Origin of the sequence: Lacticaseibacillus casei DSM 20011 = JCM 1134 = ATCC 393 (genome assembly GCF_000829055.1) — a bacterium.
GTDB lineage: Bacteria > Bacillota > Bacilli > Lactobacillales > Lactobacillaceae > Lacticaseibacillus > Lacticaseibacillus casei.
This window is the reverse complement of sequence record NZ_AP012544.1, coordinates 2,269,136-2,287,576: the sequence shown is the minus strand read 5'-3', so window position 1 is coordinate 2,287,576 and position 18,441 is coordinate 2,269,136. Positions and strand designations below refer to the sequence as shown.

The 18,441-nt window shown below is 46.8% G+C and carries 13 protein-coding genes and 5 pseudogenes; 8 read left to right on the top strand and 10 right to left on the bottom strand.

Annotated elements, in window-relative coordinates:
• Position 1 precedes the first annotated feature (1 nt).
• Positions 2-1,303, bottom strand: coding sequence for a GHKL domain-containing protein (locus tag LBCZ_RS11015; protein WP_025013933.1), 1,302 nt, complete (start codon positions 1,301-1,303; stop codon positions 2-4).
• Positions 1,304-1,469: 166 nt separating this feature from the next.
• Between LBCZ_RS11015 and LBCZ_RS15935 the strand changes: the two genes are divergently transcribed.
• The 6 genes and pseudogenes from LBCZ_RS15935 (at position 1,470) to LBCZ_RS10990 (ending at position 8,258) form a co-directional block, all read left to right on the top strand.
• Positions 1,470-1,616, top strand: a complete 147-nt coding sequence (locus tag LBCZ_RS15935; protein ID WP_156129380.1) for a bacteriocin-like peptide, LSEI_2386 family — start codon at positions 1,470-1,472, stop codon at positions 1,614-1,616.
• A 316-nt stretch (positions 1,617-1,932) separates the two neighbouring features.
• Positions 1,933-2,508, top strand: a pseudogene (locus LBCZ_RS11010) (cysteine peptidase family C39 domain-containing protein); the annotation flags it as partial.
• A 121-nt stretch (positions 2,509-2,629) separates the two neighbouring features.
• Entirely contained in the window at positions 2,630-3,682 is a 1,053-nt protein-coding gene (locus LBCZ_RS11005; RefSeq protein ID WP_010620018.1) for an IS30 family transposase, read from the top strand.
• 82 nt (positions 3,683-3,764) lie between these two features.
• Positions 3,765-5,399 (top strand): annotated as a pseudogene (locus LBCZ_RS11000) (peptide cleavage/export ABC transporter); the annotation flags it as partial.
• A gap of 11 nt (positions 5,400-5,410) precedes the next feature.
• A pseudogene (locus LBCZ_RS10995) lies at positions 5,411-6,790 on the top strand (bacteriocin secretion accessory protein).
• Positions 6,791-6,902: 112 nt separating this feature from the next.
• Positions 6,903-8,258 (top strand): threonine/serine exporter family protein, encoded by a 1,356-nt coding sequence (locus LBCZ_RS10990; protein WP_039640003.1) that lies wholly within the window; start codon positions 6,903-6,905, stop codon positions 8,256-8,258.
• Positions 8,259-8,544: 286 nt separating this feature from the next.
• Here LBCZ_RS10990 and LBCZ_RS10985 read toward each other — a convergent pair whose 3' ends face one another.
• From LBCZ_RS10985 to LBCZ_RS10960, 6 genes and pseudogenes are all read right to left on the bottom strand, one after another.
• Complete coding sequence (locus tag LBCZ_RS10985; protein ID WP_039640087.1) at positions 8,545-9,516, bottom strand: aldo/keto reductase; 972 nt, start codon at positions 9,514-9,516, stop codon at positions 8,545-8,547.
• 87 nt (positions 9,517-9,603) lie between these two features.
• Complete coding sequence (locus LBCZ_RS14460) at positions 9,604-10,656, bottom strand: IS30 family transposase (protein ID WP_039639765.1); 1,053 nt, start codon at positions 10,654-10,656, stop codon at positions 9,604-9,606.
• Positions 10,657-10,779: 123 nt separating this feature from the next.
• Positions 10,780-11,256: pseudogene (locus LBCZ_RS10975) on the bottom strand (helix-turn-helix domain-containing protein); the annotation flags it as partial.
• A gap of 223 nt (positions 11,257-11,479) precedes the next feature.
• Positions 11,480-12,136, bottom strand: coding sequence for a helix-turn-helix domain-containing protein (locus LBCZ_RS10970; RefSeq protein ID WP_025013860.1), 657 nt, complete (start codon positions 12,134-12,136; stop codon positions 11,480-11,482).
• A 196-nt stretch (positions 12,137-12,332) separates the two neighbouring features.
• Positions 12,333-12,983, bottom strand: a complete 651-nt coding sequence (locus LBCZ_RS10965) for a helix-turn-helix domain-containing protein (RefSeq protein WP_025013859.1) — start codon at positions 12,981-12,983, stop codon at positions 12,333-12,335.
• Positions 12,984-13,230: 247 nt separating this feature from the next.
• Positions 13,231-14,285, bottom strand: a pseudogene (locus LBCZ_RS10960) (Mbeg1-like protein).
• Positions 14,286-14,485: 200 nt separating this feature from the next.
• On the opposite strand from LBCZ_RS10960, the gene LBCZ_RS10955 reads away from it, so the two are divergent.
• Entirely contained in the window at positions 14,486-15,685 is a 1,200-nt protein-coding gene (locus LBCZ_RS10955; RefSeq protein WP_039639332.1) for a DUF2075 domain-containing protein, read from the top strand.
• A gap of 10 nt (positions 15,686-15,695) precedes the next feature.
• Here the strand turns inward: LBCZ_RS10955 and LBCZ_RS16745 are convergent, their stop codons facing one another.
• On the bottom strand, positions 15,696-16,148 hold the full coding sequence (locus LBCZ_RS16745) for a CPBP family intramembrane glutamic endopeptidase (RefSeq protein WP_225423322.1): 453 nt from the start codon (positions 16,146-16,148) through the stop codon (positions 15,696-15,698).
• Between the two features lie 129 nt (positions 16,149-16,277).
• On the bottom strand, positions 16,278-16,469 hold the full coding sequence (locus LBCZ_RS15010; protein WP_052253364.1) for a hypothetical protein: 192 nt from the start codon (positions 16,467-16,469) through the stop codon (positions 16,278-16,280).
• A 214-nt stretch (positions 16,470-16,683) separates the two neighbouring features.
• Here LBCZ_RS15010 and LBCZ_RS10945 point away from each other — a divergent pair, with 214 nt between their 5' ends.
• On the top strand, positions 16,684-17,241 hold the full coding sequence (locus LBCZ_RS10945) for a hypothetical protein (RefSeq protein WP_010492305.1): 558 nt from the start codon (positions 16,684-16,686) through the stop codon (positions 17,239-17,241).
• A gap of 104 nt (positions 17,242-17,345) precedes the next feature.
• On the opposite strand, the gene LBCZ_RS10940 is transcribed toward LBCZ_RS10945, so the two are convergent.
• A complete protein-coding gene (locus tag LBCZ_RS10940) occupies positions 17,346-18,398 on the bottom strand; it encodes an IS30 family transposase (RefSeq protein ID WP_010620018.1) in 1,053 nt (350 codons plus the stop codon).
• Between the last annotated feature and the right edge of the window lie 43 nt (positions 18,399-18,441).

The following is an 18,441-nucleotide window of genomic DNA, read 5'->3' as shown; positions in this document are numbered from 1 at the left end:
ATCATGAATCTCCTATGAATAAAGTGATTTTCAGCTGTTGGCTAATAACCGATTTTCTGATAAGAATATTTTTGTTTTGTTGCATGAGCTCATTGATGATGGACAAGCCATTGCCATGTCCGTCGCCCTTAGTCGTAAAGTCCTTCTTTTCAAGATCTGCCAGATTGAAGTCAGGACCGACATCGTTCATGACGCTGACTTCTAGACCTTGCTTTAAGGCAATTAACGTGACATCGAAGCGATGATGTTTAATTCTGACAGTTTCCTCTAGCGCATTGTCGATCAAGATGCCAAGCGCCCTGATAATGGCAAAGCCAAGACCACTTTCTAGAGGATGAATGATTCCTTTAGTTTGAACATTCATGATGATATTGTGGTTCATTGATTCAGCCCACTTTAAATAAAGCAGGCTCTTTAAAGGATCACTTTTAATTGCTGTGAATGAACTTTTGCTTAATTCTGCCTGGTTTAGCGATGCCTGGGCCCGCGAAAGGATGGCTTGGGTATCCGGAGAGATGGTTGAAGAGGATTGCTGCAGAGATAGTTGAAGCGAGGCTAACAGATTTTTGTAGTCGTGTAGAAGCTTGTTCGTGGTTTTTTGCTGTTGGCTCAGTGTGGTGTAGTACGCCCGTTGAGAAGCCTCGGCACGCTTGATCCAGGTGAGTTCAACATAGTAACTGAACGACTTCAAAATCAAGAAAAGTGAATATAGGTTGATGATGACTGACAGTGTAAAGATACCAAGAATAAGCAAGTCTAACATGATGCCTATGTTGACTAGATTAGATATCGCCTCAAAACAATATAGCGAGACACAGGTCGCACCTGTATAGATAATAATTGATTTCTGGAGATGGTTTTGCTCCTTGATGAGCGTTCGCAGCTGATCGAGTTGACTTCGCTTTTTTACTAGTAGCGAGATTACAATCGCTGCTAATGTTGAAGTGAGAATAAGTGTGGTGCCTACACTAATTAAAGTCAGTTGTTTCGTACCTGCCGCGGCAAAAATTCTTATGATACAGGTTTGAATCGTGATGATGATAAGGTTAACTTCCATAAAAATAAAGACCCAAAACTTGTCAGAACTTGCATTGGTTCTGGATATATACCAAGCGTATATTAAACAAAAACCAATTTCTCCGTAAGTCGACAGGAACAAAGAGAGTGATGTTCCAATAATTGACCATGAAGCAACGTGCAGCGGACGGATGAGGCCAAAGAAGATATACGAAAGAAATCCAACGCCAAAAAAGAAGATTGGCCAATTTATAAAAAAGTATATATGACTCGGCAGACTAACCATATCAAAAACTCCCACTTTCTTGAGGATAGGCCAAGTTATTTCTTGCATTTGTGTTATAACACGACGTTAATTGGCCAAAACACGACGTTAATTTTTTGTTGAACAACAATTGTGCCATACATGCTAGGCTGGTGGTATCAAATAAATTGTCTAGGAGGAACTTACCATGAATGACAAAAAGAGTGGTCAGAAAGAGGCAATCATATCGGATTACAGCCTTTCACAAGTACGTGGAGGTGCTAATCGTGTCATAAGCCAACCATTTAAGGGTTTAAAAAACTGGATAGGCGAACTTTTTCGAGGAAGACATTAGGAAGTGCAAGAAAGAGAATTGCGTGAAGACATAATATCCTTGGAAGAGATGTGTGAATTAGGTAGTGGATAAATAAACCTTTATTAAATAAAAAGTGAGCTTAAACTTTTATTTAATATTAAATTCTCTATTTTAAGATGCTGTTAACTCTCAACAGAGTCATATTACCATAGATTTGTTTTCACGGCAGTTAAGATGCTTAACCTTAATATCTATGATAAAAGGATAAGCTCCGGGCCAACTTGTTGCGTCTGCTTCTGCGAAATGTTGACGTTGCATGTTTTACAATCTGAAATCCAATAAGAGGAGGCTGTTGATGGGCAAATACAAATTCAAACTAGGTCAAGCAACATACTATAAACGCTATTACACGCCTCAGGTGGATGAGCGTGATTGCGGCGTTGCGGCGCTTAATATGTTACTGAAGTTTCATAAGTCCGACTATTCCCTTGCGCATTTACGGCAATTAGCCAAGACGGATCAGGAAGGAACAACAGCACTAGGCATTGTTCGGGCTGCCCAGGAACTTCATTTTGAAACCAAGGCAGTTAAGGCGGATATGACGTTGTTTAATTTAGATGATGTTTCATATCCGATCTTGGTGCATGTTTTGAAGCGCGGCGAATTGCTGCATTATTATGTTGTATTTAAGGCAACGAAGGATCATATCTTAATTGGTGATCCTGACCCTTCAGTCGCGATGACCTGGCTTTCAAAAGATGAGTTTGCCAAGGAGTGGTCGGGGGTGGCTATCTTTATTGCTCCTGAACCGCAATATCAACCGCGCAAAGAGGACAAAGGCAGTTTGTTTGCCTTTGTGCCGTTGCTTGCGCGGCAAAAGGTGATCATTGCTAATATTATTGTTGCGGCTTTGTTGATCACGGTGATTAGCGCGCATTTTAGAATCAAGTTAGCCACTGTCTCAAAATTTTTTGGACAATAAAAAACATCAAGAACAGATATCCTGTATCATTGAAGTTCCTACACAAACAATGGAAGAGGATATTGTCTTGATGCAGAAACAGGATAGCACACACCGCCAAAAAGGTCAGCACTTAACATCACTCGAGCGCGGAAAAGTGGCCGGATTCCGCCAAGCTGGGAAGTCCAATCGTTGGATTGCTGCTGAAATTGGCGTCTGCCCGCAGACCATTAATAATGAAATCAAGCGAGGTACAGTAGATCAGGTCAAGAAGAGTAATGGCAAGCGCGTCTACCATCGACAATACCTGCCAGAGGCTGCTCAGGCACGTTACGAGACTGCACGCTTGAGCTGCCATCGTCCTGACAAGTTCGCCAGCGTACAGGTCTTCTTAGCCTGGTACGTACAGCGAGCTAAGCAGGACAAATGGTCGCCGGATGCTTCAATCGGCTATGCCAAGCGACACAAGCTGTTTACTCCTGAAGAGCTTGTTTGTGCCTCGACTTTGTACCAGTACATTGACGACCAACGCCTAGAGATTCGAAATATCGACCTGTTGGAGAAGACTAAGCGGAAGACCTCTCACCAGCACCACACCAAGGCTAAGCGCCTGGCTGGCCGCAGTATCGAGGAACGGCCTAAGGTCGTTGAACGACGCAGGCAGTTCGGTCACTGGGAGATGGATACCATTGTCGGTAAACGCAATGGCAAGGAGAGCGTCATCTTGACTCTGATTGAGCGCAAGACCCGTTGCCAACTTCTCCGCTTGATCGAAGGACGAGATGCAGACTCTGTGAGCTATGCATTGCGTGGAATCAAGCGCGAATGGGGAGCTTGCATCAAGACCATCACAGCCGACAACGGACCCGAGTTCACCGCCTTAAATACTGCTTTTGCTGGGACGGAAACTGAGATCTTCTACGCCCATCCTTACACGTCCTGCGACCGTGGCACCAACGAGGCACATAACCGGATGATCCGCCAGGACTTCCCTAAGGGCATGTCCCTAGATGACATTAGCCCTAGTCAAGTGCAGGCCACGCAAGACCGCTTGAATCAGTTGCCTCGCAAACAACAGGGCTACTGCACACCCCAGCAAAACTTTGAGGCCGAAGCTCGGCGCGTTCGCCGCATGGCCCAGTAGTCTCTCTAGCGCCACAACTTCTATTTGATAACGGCCTGTTCTGGGATTGTCCTCAACGACTGGCTAACTTGTTCTTGCAATTTACGTCACGGTGATTAGCATTGTTGGGTCGTATTTTCTGCAATCGATCATTGATACCTATATTCCCAGTGCCATGCGGACGACGTTAGGAATGATTGCCACTGGTTTGATTCTCGCCTACATCCTCCAATCCGTTTTGACGTATGGTCAGAACTTTTTGATGGCGGTTTTAGGCCAGCGGTTGTCGATTGACGTTATTTTGGGTTACGTTCGGCATCTGTATGAATTACCCATGTCTTTTTTTGCAACGCGTCGGACAGGGGAGATTGTGTCGCGGTTTTCGGATGCCAATAAAATTATCGATGCCTTGGCGAATACGATTATGACCCTGTTTCTTGACGTTTGGATCGTGCTTATTTTAGGCATTGTTTTGGGCATTCAAAATACCACATTGTTCCTGGTGTCCTTAATTGCGGTGCCTTGTTACTTGGTGATTGTTTTCGCGTTTCAACGTTCTTTCAATCGGCTGAATCAAGAGACAATGGAAAGCAATGCCATTTTGAGCTCATCGATTATTGAGGATCTGAACGGTATTGAGACCATTAAGTCGCTGACAGGCGAAAAAGTCAGTTATGAACGGGTTGACCGTGAATTCGTTACGTATTTAAAAAAGTCATTCAATTACGCGAAAGCTGACCAACTTCAACAAGCTATCAAAGGGTTGCTGAAACTCGTCTTGAATGTGGTGGTGTTGTGGATTGGGGCGAGTCTGGTGATGGCTAACAAGATGAGCTTGGGGCAGATGCTGACGTTCAATGCCTTGCTGTCATACTTCACCAATCCGTTAGAAAGCATCATTAACTTGCAACCAAAATTGCAAATGGCTAAGGTGGCGAATAATCGGCTGAATGAGGTTTATTTGGTTGAATCTGAGTTTAAAGAACAGCGCCATCTGACCGATCGCAGCTTGATCGATGGCGCCATCATTGTGAATGACGTTTCTTTTAAGTATGGATTTGGTCAGGATATTTTGAAGCATGTCCATCTTGAAGTGCCCGCAAACGCTAAATACACGATTGTCGGCATGAGTGGGTCAGGCAAATCAACTTTGGCTAAATTATTGGTCGGTTTTTACCCGGTCGAAACAGGCAGGGGGAAAATCACTTTTAATGGCGCGCAGATCGATGATGTGGCGCTCACGACGCTGCGGCAATATATCGAGTATGTGCCGCAAGAACCATTTATTTTTTCCGGATCGGTGATGGAAAACTTAACGTTAGGTAGTCGTGCCGATTTGACGCAGGCGCAACTTGAAGACGCATGTGCCGTTGAGGAGATTGCCACGGATATTATGAATCTGCCGCAAATGTGGCAGACCAAGCTCACGGAAAGCGGGAGCATTTTATCAGGCGGGCAGAAGCAGCGTTTGGCGATTGCGCGCGCGTTGTTGTCGCCGGCCAAAGTGCTGATTTTTGATGAGTCGACTAGCAGTCTGGATACCATCACAGAGCGGCGGATTGTGGATCGGTTATTAGCAATGAAAGATCGAACGATTATTTTTGTCACCCACCGACTCACCATCGCGGCTAAAACCGAACAGATTGTGGTGATGGATCATGGAGAAATTGTTGAGCAGGGCAATCATGCCGAACTGCTGGCGAAGAAGGGATATTATGCGCGGTTGGTGAGTGAATAAGGAGGTTGACGATGATTGATCTTAAGAAACTAGAGACCACCGAGTTTTATAACCATCATTACCGCAATTTTTCGACCATGATTATCTTGCCGACAACGATTCTGTTTATAGGCCTGTTGCTCTTTTTCATTTTTGCTAAACGCGAAGTGACCGTGACAACGGCGGCGGAAATTGCCCCAGTTAAAACGGCCGTGACCATTCAGGGGACAGCGGCGAATCGGATTGTGACGAATCATATGAAGGAAGGCAAGCGGGTCAAAAAAGGCGAGACGCTGCTGGTGTATCACGATGTAGCGAATCCTGCACAATTAAAGGTGTTGAACCAACAGTTGGCCACGCTAAAAGATCAAAAAGACCAATTGGACACACTCAATCGGAGTATTGCCGCCAATAAGGATCTTTTTACCACTGCCGACAAGTTCGGCTATCAACAACAAGTGCGCGATTATTTCAATCAACGCCGAGTTTACGAACTAGAGTCGGAGGCCGTGAATGCGACTCAAAACGTGGCGAATGCCAAGAATAAAGAAATTGTTCAATTGTTACAGACCAGTATGCAAGCCAGCGAGGATAAAATAGCAGCGATTCGCAAAGCTCAAAACGCCATCCGAACCGATCAGCCGCTAAAAGCTGACCATGCTTACGGTTATCTTTATGGGCAATATCAAGCCGAAGCCAAAAATACTGAGTAGGCAAATCTCGCCAATTTAAAAGGTCAATACCAGTCACAGCTGCAAAATCTGCTAACAAGTGAAAAAGAGGCGCTTGCTGCACTGAAAACCCAACGCGCCAACCAAAAACAAGCTGATCTTTCTGCGCAACAAACGGGTCAGAATGAGGCAAAGTTAGCTTCTTTGCAAAATAAAATGCAGCAAACCATCGCGGCAGAGCAACTGAAGGTGCAGCAGGCCATTCAGGAAGGCGAGTCAAAACAGACGGCACTCAAAGATCAGCGCAACAATTACCAAGTTAAAGCACCAGCCGCTGGTATTTTGCATCTTGAAGCAGCTTTAAGTGGCAACAAGTACATTTCCACCGGCACTGTCTTAGCACAGATCTTACCGGACTTGGCTAAGCAAAAAGAAGCTGATTTGAAGATGGCAATTTCGCCGGCCGAGGTCATGAGCCTGAAACGCGGTCAAAACGTTCGCTTACGAATTGCCCGGAACGTTCCGATGCCTATGACGATAACCGGCCGGATTTATGCAGTTGACGTTGCACCGACCGTGAATCCCAAAACCGGCAACTACTTTAAAGCCCAGGCTAGGGTACACTTGTCTAAAACACATCAACAGTCGGTCTACTATGGCATCGCTGGAGAAGCAACCGTCATTACCGGAACAAAGACATATTGGCAGTATTTTGTTGATAAAATGTTCAATCGCCAGTAACAAGTGCGGCGATATTTTAAAATAAGCCAGCTAAAGTTGTGCTAAAATAGTGAATGTTTCTTTTCATTTTTCAAAACGAATATTCCTATAAGAAGAAGGATTGGCACAAGTTATGACGTCAAAAAGTAATCAGGCGGCGCAGGGGAATCCACCGCTTTCAGAAAAACACCATATGCAGATTCCTTGGTATGACGTCATCGTTAGCGAAGAACGTCAGGCGGATCATGCAACGCTTGAGGAACGGGCATCGCTTGTTGGCCGGGTTGGCATTATGCTGCTGGCGTGTGGCACAGGGGCGTGGCGGGTTCGGGAAGCCATGAACACGGTGGCGCGAGCCTTGCGGATGTCGTGTTCGGCTGATATTGGGTTAATTTCATTGTCGTATACCTGCTTCAGCAATAACCACGCTTATTCCGAAGTGTTATCGTTGCCGCAAAGTGGTGTGAACACGGACAAGTTGGATGCGCTGGAACGATTTGTGCGCGAGTTTGATGCGCAGTATGCCAAAGAGACGGTACGAGATATTCATCACCGGCTTGATCAGATTCAGAAAATGTCCGGCAACTATGATCCGCTTCGTGCAGGTCTTGCCGCGGCATTGGCCTGCTGTGCCTTCGTTTTCCTGCTTGGTGGCGGTCCGATTGAGATGATTTGTTGTTTTGTCGGTGCGGGTATCGGTAACTGGCTGCGCGGGATTATGATTCGGCGCAATTGGACGTTGTTGGCGTGCATCGGGGTCAGTGTTGCGGTTGCCTGTCTGGTTTACTTTCTTGTGTTCCAAGGCCTGGAAATGAGCTTGGGGATTGCTGCACGGCATGAAGCCGGCTATATCGGCGCCATGTTGTTCGTCATTCCGGGCTTTCCGTTCATCACCAGTATGTTGGATATTTCCAAGCAGGATATGCGCTCAGGCATGGAGCGGCTGTTATATGCTTTGATGATCACGATTGTCGCTTCATTGGTTGGGTGGTTAGTGGCCATGGTAGTGCACTTGCGCCCAGAGAATTTTGCCGATTTAGGCCTTAATCCGGCACTTTTACTGATTTTCCGGCTCATCGCTAGTTTTTGTGGCGTTTTCGGTTTCTCCGTGATGTTCAACAGTCCGCGGCGCATGGCAGTTCAGGCTGGTTTGATCGGGTCCGTCGCCAACACGTTGCGGCTTGAACTGGTGGATTTAAATACGATTCCGCCAGCTGCGGCAGCGTTTATCGGTGCCTTGGTCGCAGGCTTGATTGCCTCGGCGATTAATCGTGTCGATGGCTATCCGCGAATTTCACTGACCGTGCCATCAATTGTGATCATGGTTCCGGGCCTTTATATTTATCGGGCTGTGTATAATATCGGTCTTAACAACATTGGCGTTGGCGCGGAATGGATGACCCGCGCGGCACTCATTATCATGTTTTTGCCACTGGGCTTATTTACCGCGCGTCTGATTATGGATTCACGGTGGCGGGAAAGCGATTGAGCCTCTAGTCATCCGAAGCACACAAACAACCCCACTTTGCTTGGCAAAGTGGGGTTGTTGCGTTGATTGCTTGAATGATTTGATTTGTCAGCAATGAAGCAAATCGTTATGTCGCAACAGCGCTGTTGCCAAAGAAAGCTGCCGGCAGCGATGAGTGGTGCATAAATCCTGATGCCACCTAGCTAACATGTGAGCTGGCCTTGATCACACTCCGGTGGCGTGTAAAAGTACCCTTACATCGATATAAATCGGTGAGCGGCAGCTTTTGACAACAGTGATTAAGCTGTTACCATTCGTATCCAACCGGATTTTTGATCAGGCGGTCATACACATCTTTAACCACTGCCATTTGTTCAGGCGTCAGCGGCGGTACATCCGCAGCATCGGTGTTGCGTTCGATTTGGGTAGGGTTGCTGGCACCGGGGATGACGGCTGAAACAGCATCATACATTAGGATAAACCGAAGTGCGGTTGCGGCGAGGTTATCTGAACCGAGACGTTCCTTAAGTTCGCGGGCAGCTTTAACGCCGGTTAGATAATCAACGCCGGAGAAAGTTTCACCTTTGCTGAAGTGCTCGCCGTGACGATTGTTGGCTCGTTGATCGGTCGGGGCAAATTTGGTGTTTTCATCGAACTTGCCGGTCAGTAAGCCGCTTGCTAATGGGACGCGAGCGAGAATGCCAACATCATGTTGTTTGGCCAGCGGGAAGAAGGTTTCGGCAGGGCGCAGACGGAACATGTTGAAAATCACTTCAACGACAGCCGTGTCATAGTCCAAAGCTTTAATGCCTTCCTCTGCGCGCTCGATGCTGACACCGTAATGCTTGATCTTGCCGGCTTTTTGCAAGACATCCAGTGCAAAGAAAGTCTCGGGTTGGTAGTAGACCTGCATTGGCGGGCAGTGCAACAAGACAATATCCAGGCTGTCCAAGCCCATATTTTGTAATGATTCATCGACATAGCGGCGTACATGATCAGGATCAAAATGCTCGGCAGTCAACGGTTCTTCTTTACGGCCGATTTTGGTCGTGAAATGAACGTCGGGATGCTGTTTGACAAAAGCGCCGACCATTTTTTCGCTTTCACCGCCTTGATAACCATCGGCAGTATCAAAGAAGTTGACGCCATGAGCGTATGCTTCTTCCAAAGTTTCGCGGGCAACTTTGGCATCAAACGGTGCCCCCCACTTGCCGCCCAGTTGCCAAGTACCGAGGGAAACTTCACTGACTTTGTAGCCGGTTTGCCTAATAAACGATATTCGTAAATTGCAAGAACAAGTTAGCCAGTCGTTGAGGACAATCCCAGAACAGGCCGTTATCAAATAGAAGTTGTGGCGCTAGAGAGACTACTGGGCCATGCGGCGAACGCGCCGAGCTTCGGCCTCAAAGTTTTGCTGGGGTGTGCAGTAGCCCTGTTGTTTGCGAGGCAACTGATTCAAGCGGTCTTGCGTGGCCTGCACTTGACTAGGGCTAATGTCATCTAGGGACATGCCCTTAGGGAAGTCCTGGCGGATCATCCGGTTATGTGCCTCGTTGGTGCCACGGTCGCAGGACGTGTAAGGATGGGCGTAGAAGATCTCAGTTTCCGTCCCAGCAAAAGCAGTATTTAAGGCGGTGAACTCGGGTCCGTTGTCGGCTGTGATGGTCTTGATGCAAGCTCCCCATTCGCGCTTGATTCCACGCAATGCATAGCTCACAGAGTCTGCATCTCGTCCTTCGATCAAGCGGAGAAGTTGGCAACGGGTCTTGCGCTCAATCAGAGTCAAGATGACGCTCTCCTTGCCATTGCGTTTACCGACAATGGTATCCATCTCCCAGTGACCGAACTGCCTGCATCGTTCAACGACCTTAGGCCGTTCCTCGATACTGCGGCCAGCCAGGCGCTTAGCCTTGGTGTGGTGCTGGTGAGAGGTCTTCCGCTTAGTCTTCTCCAACAGGTCGATATTTCGAATCTCTAGGCGTTGGTCGTCAATGTACTGGTACAAAGTCGAGGCACAAACAAGCTCTTCAGGAGTAAACAGCTTGTGTCGCTTGGCATAGCCGATTGAAGCATCCGGCGACCATTTGTCCTGCTTAGCTCGCTGTACGTACCAGGCTAAGAAGACCTGTACGCTGGCGAACTTGTCAGGACGATGGCAGCTCAAGCGTGCAGTCTCGTAACGTGCCTGAGCAGCCTCTGGCAGGTATTGTCGATGGTAGACGCGCTTGCCATTACTCTTCTTGACCTGATCTACTGTACCTCGCTTGATTTCATTATTAATGGTCTGCGGGCAGACGCCAATTTCAGCAGCAATCCAACGATTGGACTTCCCAGCTTGGCGGAATCCGGCCACTTTTCCGCGCTCGAGTGATGTTAAGTGCTGACCTTTTTGGCGGTGTGTGCTATCCTGTTTCTGCATCAAGACAATATCCTCTTCCATTGTTTGTGTAGGAACTTCAATGATACAGGATATCTGTTCTTGATGTTTTTTATTGTCCAAAAAATTTTGAGACAGTGGCTAACTTGATTCTAAAATGCGCGTTAAAGAAATGATGCCCAATGCGAGGAAGATTCCCAACAACATTCTATGACTTTTGCCTTCGATCCAAGCGTGGTAGTTTGGATAGTGGGTCGCTAAGACCATTAAATTGATAATTGATGCGAGTAGAACCCACCTTGATACAGTCTCTAGGTTATTCGGAACGGTTTTTAAAGCCAAGGTGCTTAAAACAAAGATGACATTTAGATAATATGTAATTTTGAAATACCATTTGTCTCTTTGTGCCTGTTTGCTGATTGTTTCGTAATGCTCCATCATTGTACGGTCCTCCCTAAGTAATTGATCTAAAGAAATGTTATAAAAGTCGCTGATACTGACCAAAGTTCCGACGTCGGGGAAGCTACGCGCATTCTCCCAGCTGGAAATTGTTTTTGCTGAAACATGTAGTTGCTTGGCAACTTGTGTTTGGGTCAAGTGCTGTTGTTGCCGAGCCAATTTCAGCTTGTCGCTAAGCTGCATATTCTTCACCACCTGTTGCTATTGTTAAGGTGTGACTAAAAATGTACAAGTCTTTTTGCAAAATAGTGACTCTAAGAATCGTAGAGTTGTTGGTGTGGCGCGGATTATGAGCCACCCATCAAAAAAGCATCTCAATTGATAATCAACTAAAAAAGCTTGGTTCAAGACCAAGCAAGAAACAGAATTGTGATTTTTGTGCGCCAAGTATGCTATGAATAAAAGACTAATTTTTGTCCAAGGTCTCTTCAGAACCGAAGACGATGAAGATGGTACTGAAAGTTACTGCCATGCCGCGTAAAACAATGCCCATCTTTGAACCGGCTATATAAGCTTCCTGAGCATACGCGTTATTGCCACCGGGGACTATAATTGGTTCATATAAGCCAATAAAAATTAAGGCGGTCGTGAGTCCCACAAGAAGTATGAGGAATAAGGCTAGTCTCGGTCGTGAACGAACCCACTGATGATAAACAGGATAGTGCGTTGCTAATACAATCAGGTTCACAATGAATATCAAGCTTAACCCAATAGTATATTGACGCACCCAAGGCAGCATAACAGTGAGCATTTTCAAACTCACGATACCTAAAAGAAGTATAAGGTTAACGAAGTAAGTGACCTGAAAAATCCGCTTATCGCGTAATGCATGTTTGTCGATAGCTTCATAATGATCCATCATGGTTCGATCCTCCCGTAATAGACGATCCAATGAGATGTCATAGAGATCGCTGATTTTGACAAGTGTGCCGATGTCAGGAAAACTGCGCGCGTTCTCCCAACTGGAAATGGTTTTTGGTGACACGTGTAATTGCTCGGTGACTTGTGTCTGCGTGTAGTGCTGTTGCTGTCGTACTAGTTTCAGCTTGTCGCTAAGTTGCAAGTTTTTCACCACCTGTTTTATTGCTAAGGTATAGCTAAAAATGTACAGTATTTTTGCAAGTTAGGGCGTATAAGGGTCGTAGGGTTGTTGATACGGTATGGTTTGTGTTGGCTTCTAAAATCGAGAAGTAACAAAAACTCGGTCAAACACCGAACTTGAAGGTCAGCGCAGCGAACAAAACGGTTATGATTAAAAGTTAGTTCTTATCTAAAACACTTTCAAAACCAAAGACAGCAAAAATGGTACTCAAGGTTTGGATGATAGGAAACGTTACCATGCGAAGCTGTGCGCCAGCCGCGTAACCGTTTTGGTAGTAACTGTCTCCCGCGGGAATAGTTATCGGTTCCTGGTTAATAAGGAAGAAGATTGTCGCAAAGCCAATAGTGAGAACGATTAACAAGATTCTCCGTGGCCATGAGCGGGTCCATAGCCGATAGTCCGGATAATGTGTCGCCAAGACAATCAGATTGACGAAGAATGCCAACATTAACCAACCGCCAATTTGCTGCAAAATGGGTGGGGTGTAGCTGAGTATACGAACAATCACAAACCCAAAAATAAGCACAAGATTAAAGAAATAAGTGACCTGAAAAATCCGTTTGTCGCGTATTGTTTGTTTGTCGATAGCTTCATAGTGTTCCATCATGGTCTGATCCTCCCTTAGTAAGCGATCCAATGAGATATCATAGAAGTCGCTGATTTTGACGAGTGTGCTAATGTCAGGAAAACTGCGAGCGTTCTCCCAACTGGAAATGGTTTTCGGTGACACGTGTAATTGTTCGGCGACTTGTGTCTGCGTATAGTGCTGCTGTTGGCGTGCCATTTTGAGTTTGTCACTGAACTGCATACCTTTACCCCCTTGAGAACATTGTCAAAGCATTTTTGATTTTGCACAAGTCTTTTTTGCTCAGCACGGGTCTAAGAATCATAGAGTACTGGTGTGATGCGGTTTGTGTGATTTTTATGAGCGGTCGATAGTCGCACATGTCCCAAAAATGTCAACACAAACAAAAACGTTCCGCAAGACGGTTGCTTGTCTGGCGGAACGTTTTTTCTTAGACATTTTGTGGGACAATCATACCCATTTGCTACTTTTAATGGGTTTGCACCAACGATCCCGCCATTGCGCCGAGCAGACCGCGGAATGAACGGCCTAGCTGTTTGCGATGATGTTTGTCCAAACTACGGAAGGCATGGAAATAGTGGCGCCAGTGATTTTTGGTTTTTGCCAGATCATCAAGTGTAATGGCATTGCCGCTGCGCAGGATTCGGTACAAAGCGTCGACAGTGATGGCAGTTGCCTTAGCATCAAGGCCGGCTAACCACAGGCGAAGGTTTTTTGAAAATAGCGCGAAACCCAAGTCGTTGTCGGCAAGTGCGTGAAGGTATCGTCTGCAATGCTCCAGGTGAGCACATCATGCTGACCGAATAATTTGACGCGGCTTTTAACGACTTCAAAGTTGGTTGCCGGATCCAAACTGACGCCGATGAGCGAACTTTGCGGCACAAGCTTGGTCACGCGGTCACGATGGCTGGGGTCGAGTGGGACACCACTTGGCCCATCAAAACTATAAACATGCGCAACTTGATCGGCGAGCGGTTCTGGCAGATGGTCGAACGCGTACGTGGCGAGGCTGCCGCCCTTGGAGTGCCCAGTCAGATAATAGGTGCCAGGATGACGGCTGATTTGCTTAGTCAGATAGCTCAACGCCCGTCGCTGCGCCGGAATGATCGGCATGAAGCTCATATTGAGATCTTCTTTCCAACCAACCAGTTTATTCGTCGTGCCGCGGAAACTAACGCAATACACATCCGGTGCCAGCGTAAAGGTGATGGCCGCAAAATCTTCTTCATTGCGGTGGCTGCAGGTTTCGAGCCAGTTGGTCCATGCAACGCGGGCAAATCGCTTACTCTGATGCATCGCATGCAGCATGGCTTGGTGTGTTGGGATGGCCCATGTAGTTAAGGTCGCTTTATGCAGCCGCATGCTGTCATTTAAATCGGCAAACCGGGCATATGGCTGGCCAATGAGGTAATTAAAATTCAAATAACCAAGCTGCGCAAATAAACCAGCGTCCAGCTCAGTCAATGGAGATTGTTGAAATGACGCCAAACTCGGGCGTTGTGGGTAATCAGCAATTGAAGACATATGAAGTACTCCTAGTTCTTGAATAACAGTTCAAACTCATTACTTATAGTTTAACCGCTTTATATGAATAAAGTATGTGATTTGCTTTACAGATAGGTTTCTTTTAGTGTTCTTTTTGAAAAGTCATTCCAATTAACTAACTGGCGAAGACGTGTGGCAACTTAATTTGAAAATGCTATATTAATTTCGGAGGTGCTCATATGCCGGACTTAGCGCAGTCAACGTTTATTTTGCCACAGGATGCGGCTTTGACTTCAGCACAGGCTGCCTTGAAGCAACACATTCATGACTTCATTATCACCAATTATCCAACAAGCCAGACACATCTGCTGATCATTTCAGGCGACGCGGGATCCGGTAAAAGTGTGGTACTGGACGCGGCGTTTACCCAGTTGCAACAAGCCGCGCGTGCAAATAGTGGGTCACTTGCAGGAACGGACAATAAGCTGTTGGTCAATCACAATGAGATGCTGAAGATTTACAAAGAAATTGCCGGGACCAAAGCCTATTTCCATAAAAAGGACTTTATGAAGCCCACGCCTTTTATCAACGCTTATCGAAAAGCGGGCAAAAAGGCTGATGTGGTATTTATTGACGAAGGCCACTTACTTTTAACCGCGCCAGATCCATATAACAATTTTCGGGACACCAATCAGTTGACAGATATCCTGCACTTGGCGAAACTGGTGGTGCTGGTCTTTGATTTTCATCAACTGGTAAAACTCAAAAGCTTTTGGACCCCAGCGCTGCTCAAACGAATTACGCGCGATTATCCCGTGACACATTATCGGCTAACCGAGCAGATGCGGGTAGGGGATGCGGCGGTGAATCGTTGGATTGATCATTTTGTTCGTGGCCGGATCGCGCCACTTCCGCAACCGGCAACTTTTGACTTCCGGATTTTCGCGGATGGCCAGCCAATGTATCAACTGATTCAGCAACGCGATGCCGCGGTGGGATTGTCGCGCATGATCGCGACCGCGGACTATCCGTTTACGGTATTGGACAACAAAACCTGGTATGTCACTGCCGGATCCTTGCGTCTGCCATGGGACAAAATCAACTTTACCGACCGGCCATGGGCGCAGCGGCCCGAAACACTTCATGAGGTTGGCTCGATTTATACCATACAGGGGTTTGACTTAAATTATGCTGGCGTGATTTTGGGACCAAGTCTCGGCTACGATAAGCAACGCGATCGCCTGGCCGTCAACTTGGCACAGTACCAAGACAAAGAAGCCTTCAAAAAACGGCCGGATCTGGCAGACACGCAGGACGCCAAAGCCGCGATCATGATGAATGCCATTAACATTTTGCTGAAAAGGGCAAAGCATGGCTTGTACCTATATGCGGCCGATCCGGCACTGCGGGAACGGTTGTTGGAGGTTGCAAAGCGGTAAAAAAGTAAAGCTATGTCAGTTTTTCAAGTTGAATGGTGCGTATCTTGGATTTTCGTAGATAAAAAATACTGATCAGAAGAACAATTAATGAAAGCAGAATGGACCTGGCCGTCCCTTCAGCCGTTTGAGTGGTGTTTATTTGACCACTGACTATAAGTGTTACGATAAAATCCCATAGTCCGTGAACCAACATTGCCATCAAGATGGTACCGGTTCGCAAATAAACTGCGCCATAAAACACACCGCCCACGCTTGCGGAAATTATTTCCAGAATTGTATCGCTCATTGACTGGTGGGTAAGATTTAAGACGTGCGACAAGCCAAACAATAAACTTGAGACAAAAACAGCCAACCATATTTGAGAAGTTTTGGAATGCCGACTAAAGGCTTTCAATAAAAGCCCTAAGAGTAAGCCGCGACAAAAGTATTCTTCAAAGAGGCCCGCAGCGAATCCTACGGCAATGGCAGCTTGCCAATTGTAGTCCAGATGAAACTGCTGTGACCCTGTGTATAAGCCAAAACCAACAAAGAGATAGATTGGAATGCCCAGTAATAAAGCTTTGAGGATTGTTACCTCAGGTTTCCAGCCGACCTATTGATGGATCAATAACCAGTTGGCCAGCAACGAAAGGCTGAACAAGATTATTCCATGGAGTATAGGTTGAAGCAAATAAGCTACCTTGGCCCGTTCATCCAGAATATCGATTAAGGTGATAACACCAAGCGTTATCAGCCAAACACCAATTGCCTTCCAGAAAAAGTATTTCGGTTTGTGAACTAACATTGGACTCCCCCCTCGTTCAGTCGCGAGTAAATTTAAAATCAGTATACCCACTTATGGGCAAGAACGCATGGCTAAAGTATTTTCAGCTGAATTAGTTGTCCAAAACGAATACCACGAGCACCTGCCTTTAAAAATTTTCTTTTAAAATTTGAGCAATTAAAAAATAAACGTTATTCTAAGGGTGTTCCAAAAATCATAACAGGAGCTGATTTATATGGCTGAGAAATACACGGCAGAGATTGTACCGTTGAATGCAGAGAAAATCGGTACAAAGCCGCATGGCACCGCTGAATTTACGGTTGATGGTGCGCAACTGCGTATCCATATTGAGATGTTTGATACACCGGCAAACGTCCAGCATTGGGAACACTTCCATGGTTTTCCTGATGGGAAGCCGGCAGAAATTGCCACGGCGGCGCAAGATGCTAACGGTGATGGTTTCGTTGATTTGCCAGAAACAGAGCCAGTTTCCGGTACGACCATGGTGCCGTTTGATGCCGAGCCTGCCAAGATGCATGTGCCAAATGACAGTTATCCGGTTGCTGATGCGGAAGGGCATTACGCCTATGAGAAGCTCGTTGATTTGAAGGAACTCCAACAGGCTTTCAAAGCCGCATTTGGCAGCGAAGATTTGCAACTCGACAAACGTGTGATTTATATTCACGGTGTTCCGGATTCACTGAAGTTGCCTGATACGGTCAAGGGCACGGTCATGAACTACGATGCGCACGTGACCCTGCCAATTGCGGTTGGTAAAATTGTCCGCGCCTAGTCGCAGTTTATAAATAAACGTAAATTGCAAGAACAAGTTAGCCAGTCGTTGAGGACAATCCCAGAACAGGCCGTTATCAAATAGAAGTTGTGGCGCTAGAGAGACTACTGGGCCATGCGGCGAACGCGCCGAGCTTCGGCCTCAAAGTTTTGCTGGGGTGTGCAGTAGCCCTGTTGTTTGCGAGGCAACTGATTCAAGCGGTCTTGCGTGGCCTGCACTTGACTAGGGCTAATGTCATCTAGGGACATGCCCTTAGGGAAGTCCTGGCGGATCATCCGGTTATGTGCCTCGTTGGTGCCACGGTCGCAGGACGTGTAAGGATGGGCGTAGAAGATCTCAGTTTCCGTCCCAGCAAAAGCAGTATTTAAGGCGGTGAACTCGGGTCCGTTGTCGGCTGTGATGGTCTTGATGCAAGCTCCCCATTCGCGCTTGATTCCACGCAATGCATAGCTCACAGAGTCTGCATCTCGTCCTTCGATCAAGCGGAGAAGTTGGCAACGGGTCTTGCGCTCAATCAGAGTCAAGATGACGCTCTCCTTGCCATTGCGTTTACCGACAATGGTATCCATCTCCCAGTGACCGAACTGCCTGCGTCGTTCAACGACCTTAGGCCGTTCCTCGATACTGCGGCCAGCCAGGCGCTTAGCCTTGGTGTGGTGCTGGTGAGAGGTCTTCCGCTTAGTCTTCTCCAACAGGTCGATATTTCGAATCTCTAGGCGTTGGTCGTCAATGTACTGGTACAAAGTCGAGGCACAAACAAGCTCTTCAGGAGTAAACAGCTTGTGTCGCTTGGCATAGCCGATTGAAGCATCCGGCGACCATTTGTCCTGCTTAGCTCGCTGTACGTACCAGGCTAAGAAGACCTGTACGCTGGCGAACTTGTCAGGACGATGGCAGCTCAAGCGTGCAGTCTCGTAACGTGCCTGAGCAGCCTCTGGCAGGTATTGTCGATGGTAGACGCGCTTGCCATTACTCTTCTTGACCTGATCTACTGTACCTCGCTTGATTTCATTATTAATGGTCTGCGGGCAGACGCCAATTTCAGCAGCAATCCAACGATTGGACTTCCCAGCTTGGCGGAATCCGGCCACTTTTCCGCGCTCGAGTGATGTTAAGTGCTGACCTTTTTGGCGGTGTGTGCTATCCTGTTTCTGCATCAAGACAATATCCTCTTCCATTGTTTGTGTAGGAACTTCAATG

Bases quoted from the DNA above. Each gene is read 5' to 3' on its own strand.
- LBCZ_RS10940 (WP_010620018.1), bottom strand. From the start codon at position 18,398: ATGCAGAAACAGGATAGCACACACCGCCAAAAAGGTCAGCACTTAACA.
- LBCZ_RS10990 (WP_039640003.1), top strand. From the start codon at position 6,903: ATGACGTCAAAAAGTAATCAGGCGGCGCAGGGGAATCCACCGCTTTCA.
- LBCZ_RS15935 (WP_156129380.1), top strand. From the start codon at position 1,470: ATGAATGACAAAAAGAGTGGTCAGAAAGAGGCAATCATATCGGATTAC.
- LBCZ_RS14460 (WP_039639765.1), bottom strand. From the start codon at position 10,656: ATGCAGAAACAGGATAGCACACACCGCCAAAAAGGTCAGCACTTAACA.
- LBCZ_RS10955 (WP_039639332.1), top strand. From the start codon at position 14,486: ATGCCGGACTTAGCGCAGTCAACGTTTATTTTGCCACAGGATGCGGCT.
- LBCZ_RS10945 (WP_010492305.1), top strand. From the start codon at position 16,684: ATGGCTGAGAAATACACGGCAGAGATTGTACCGTTGAATGCAGAGAAA.
- LBCZ_RS15010 (WP_052253364.1), bottom strand. From the start codon at position 16,469: ATGTTAGTTCACAAACCGAAATACTTTTTCTGGAAGGCAATTGGTGTT.
- LBCZ_RS11015 (WP_025013933.1), bottom strand. From the start codon at position 1,303: ATGGTTAGTCTGCCGAGTCATATATACTTTTTTATAAATTGGCCAATC.
- LBCZ_RS11005 (WP_010620018.1), top strand. From the start codon at position 2,630: ATGCAGAAACAGGATAGCACACACCGCCAAAAAGGTCAGCACTTAACA.
- LBCZ_RS10965 (WP_025013859.1), bottom strand. From the start codon at position 12,983: ATGCAGTTCAGTGACAAACTCAAAATGGCACGCCAACAGCAGCACTAT.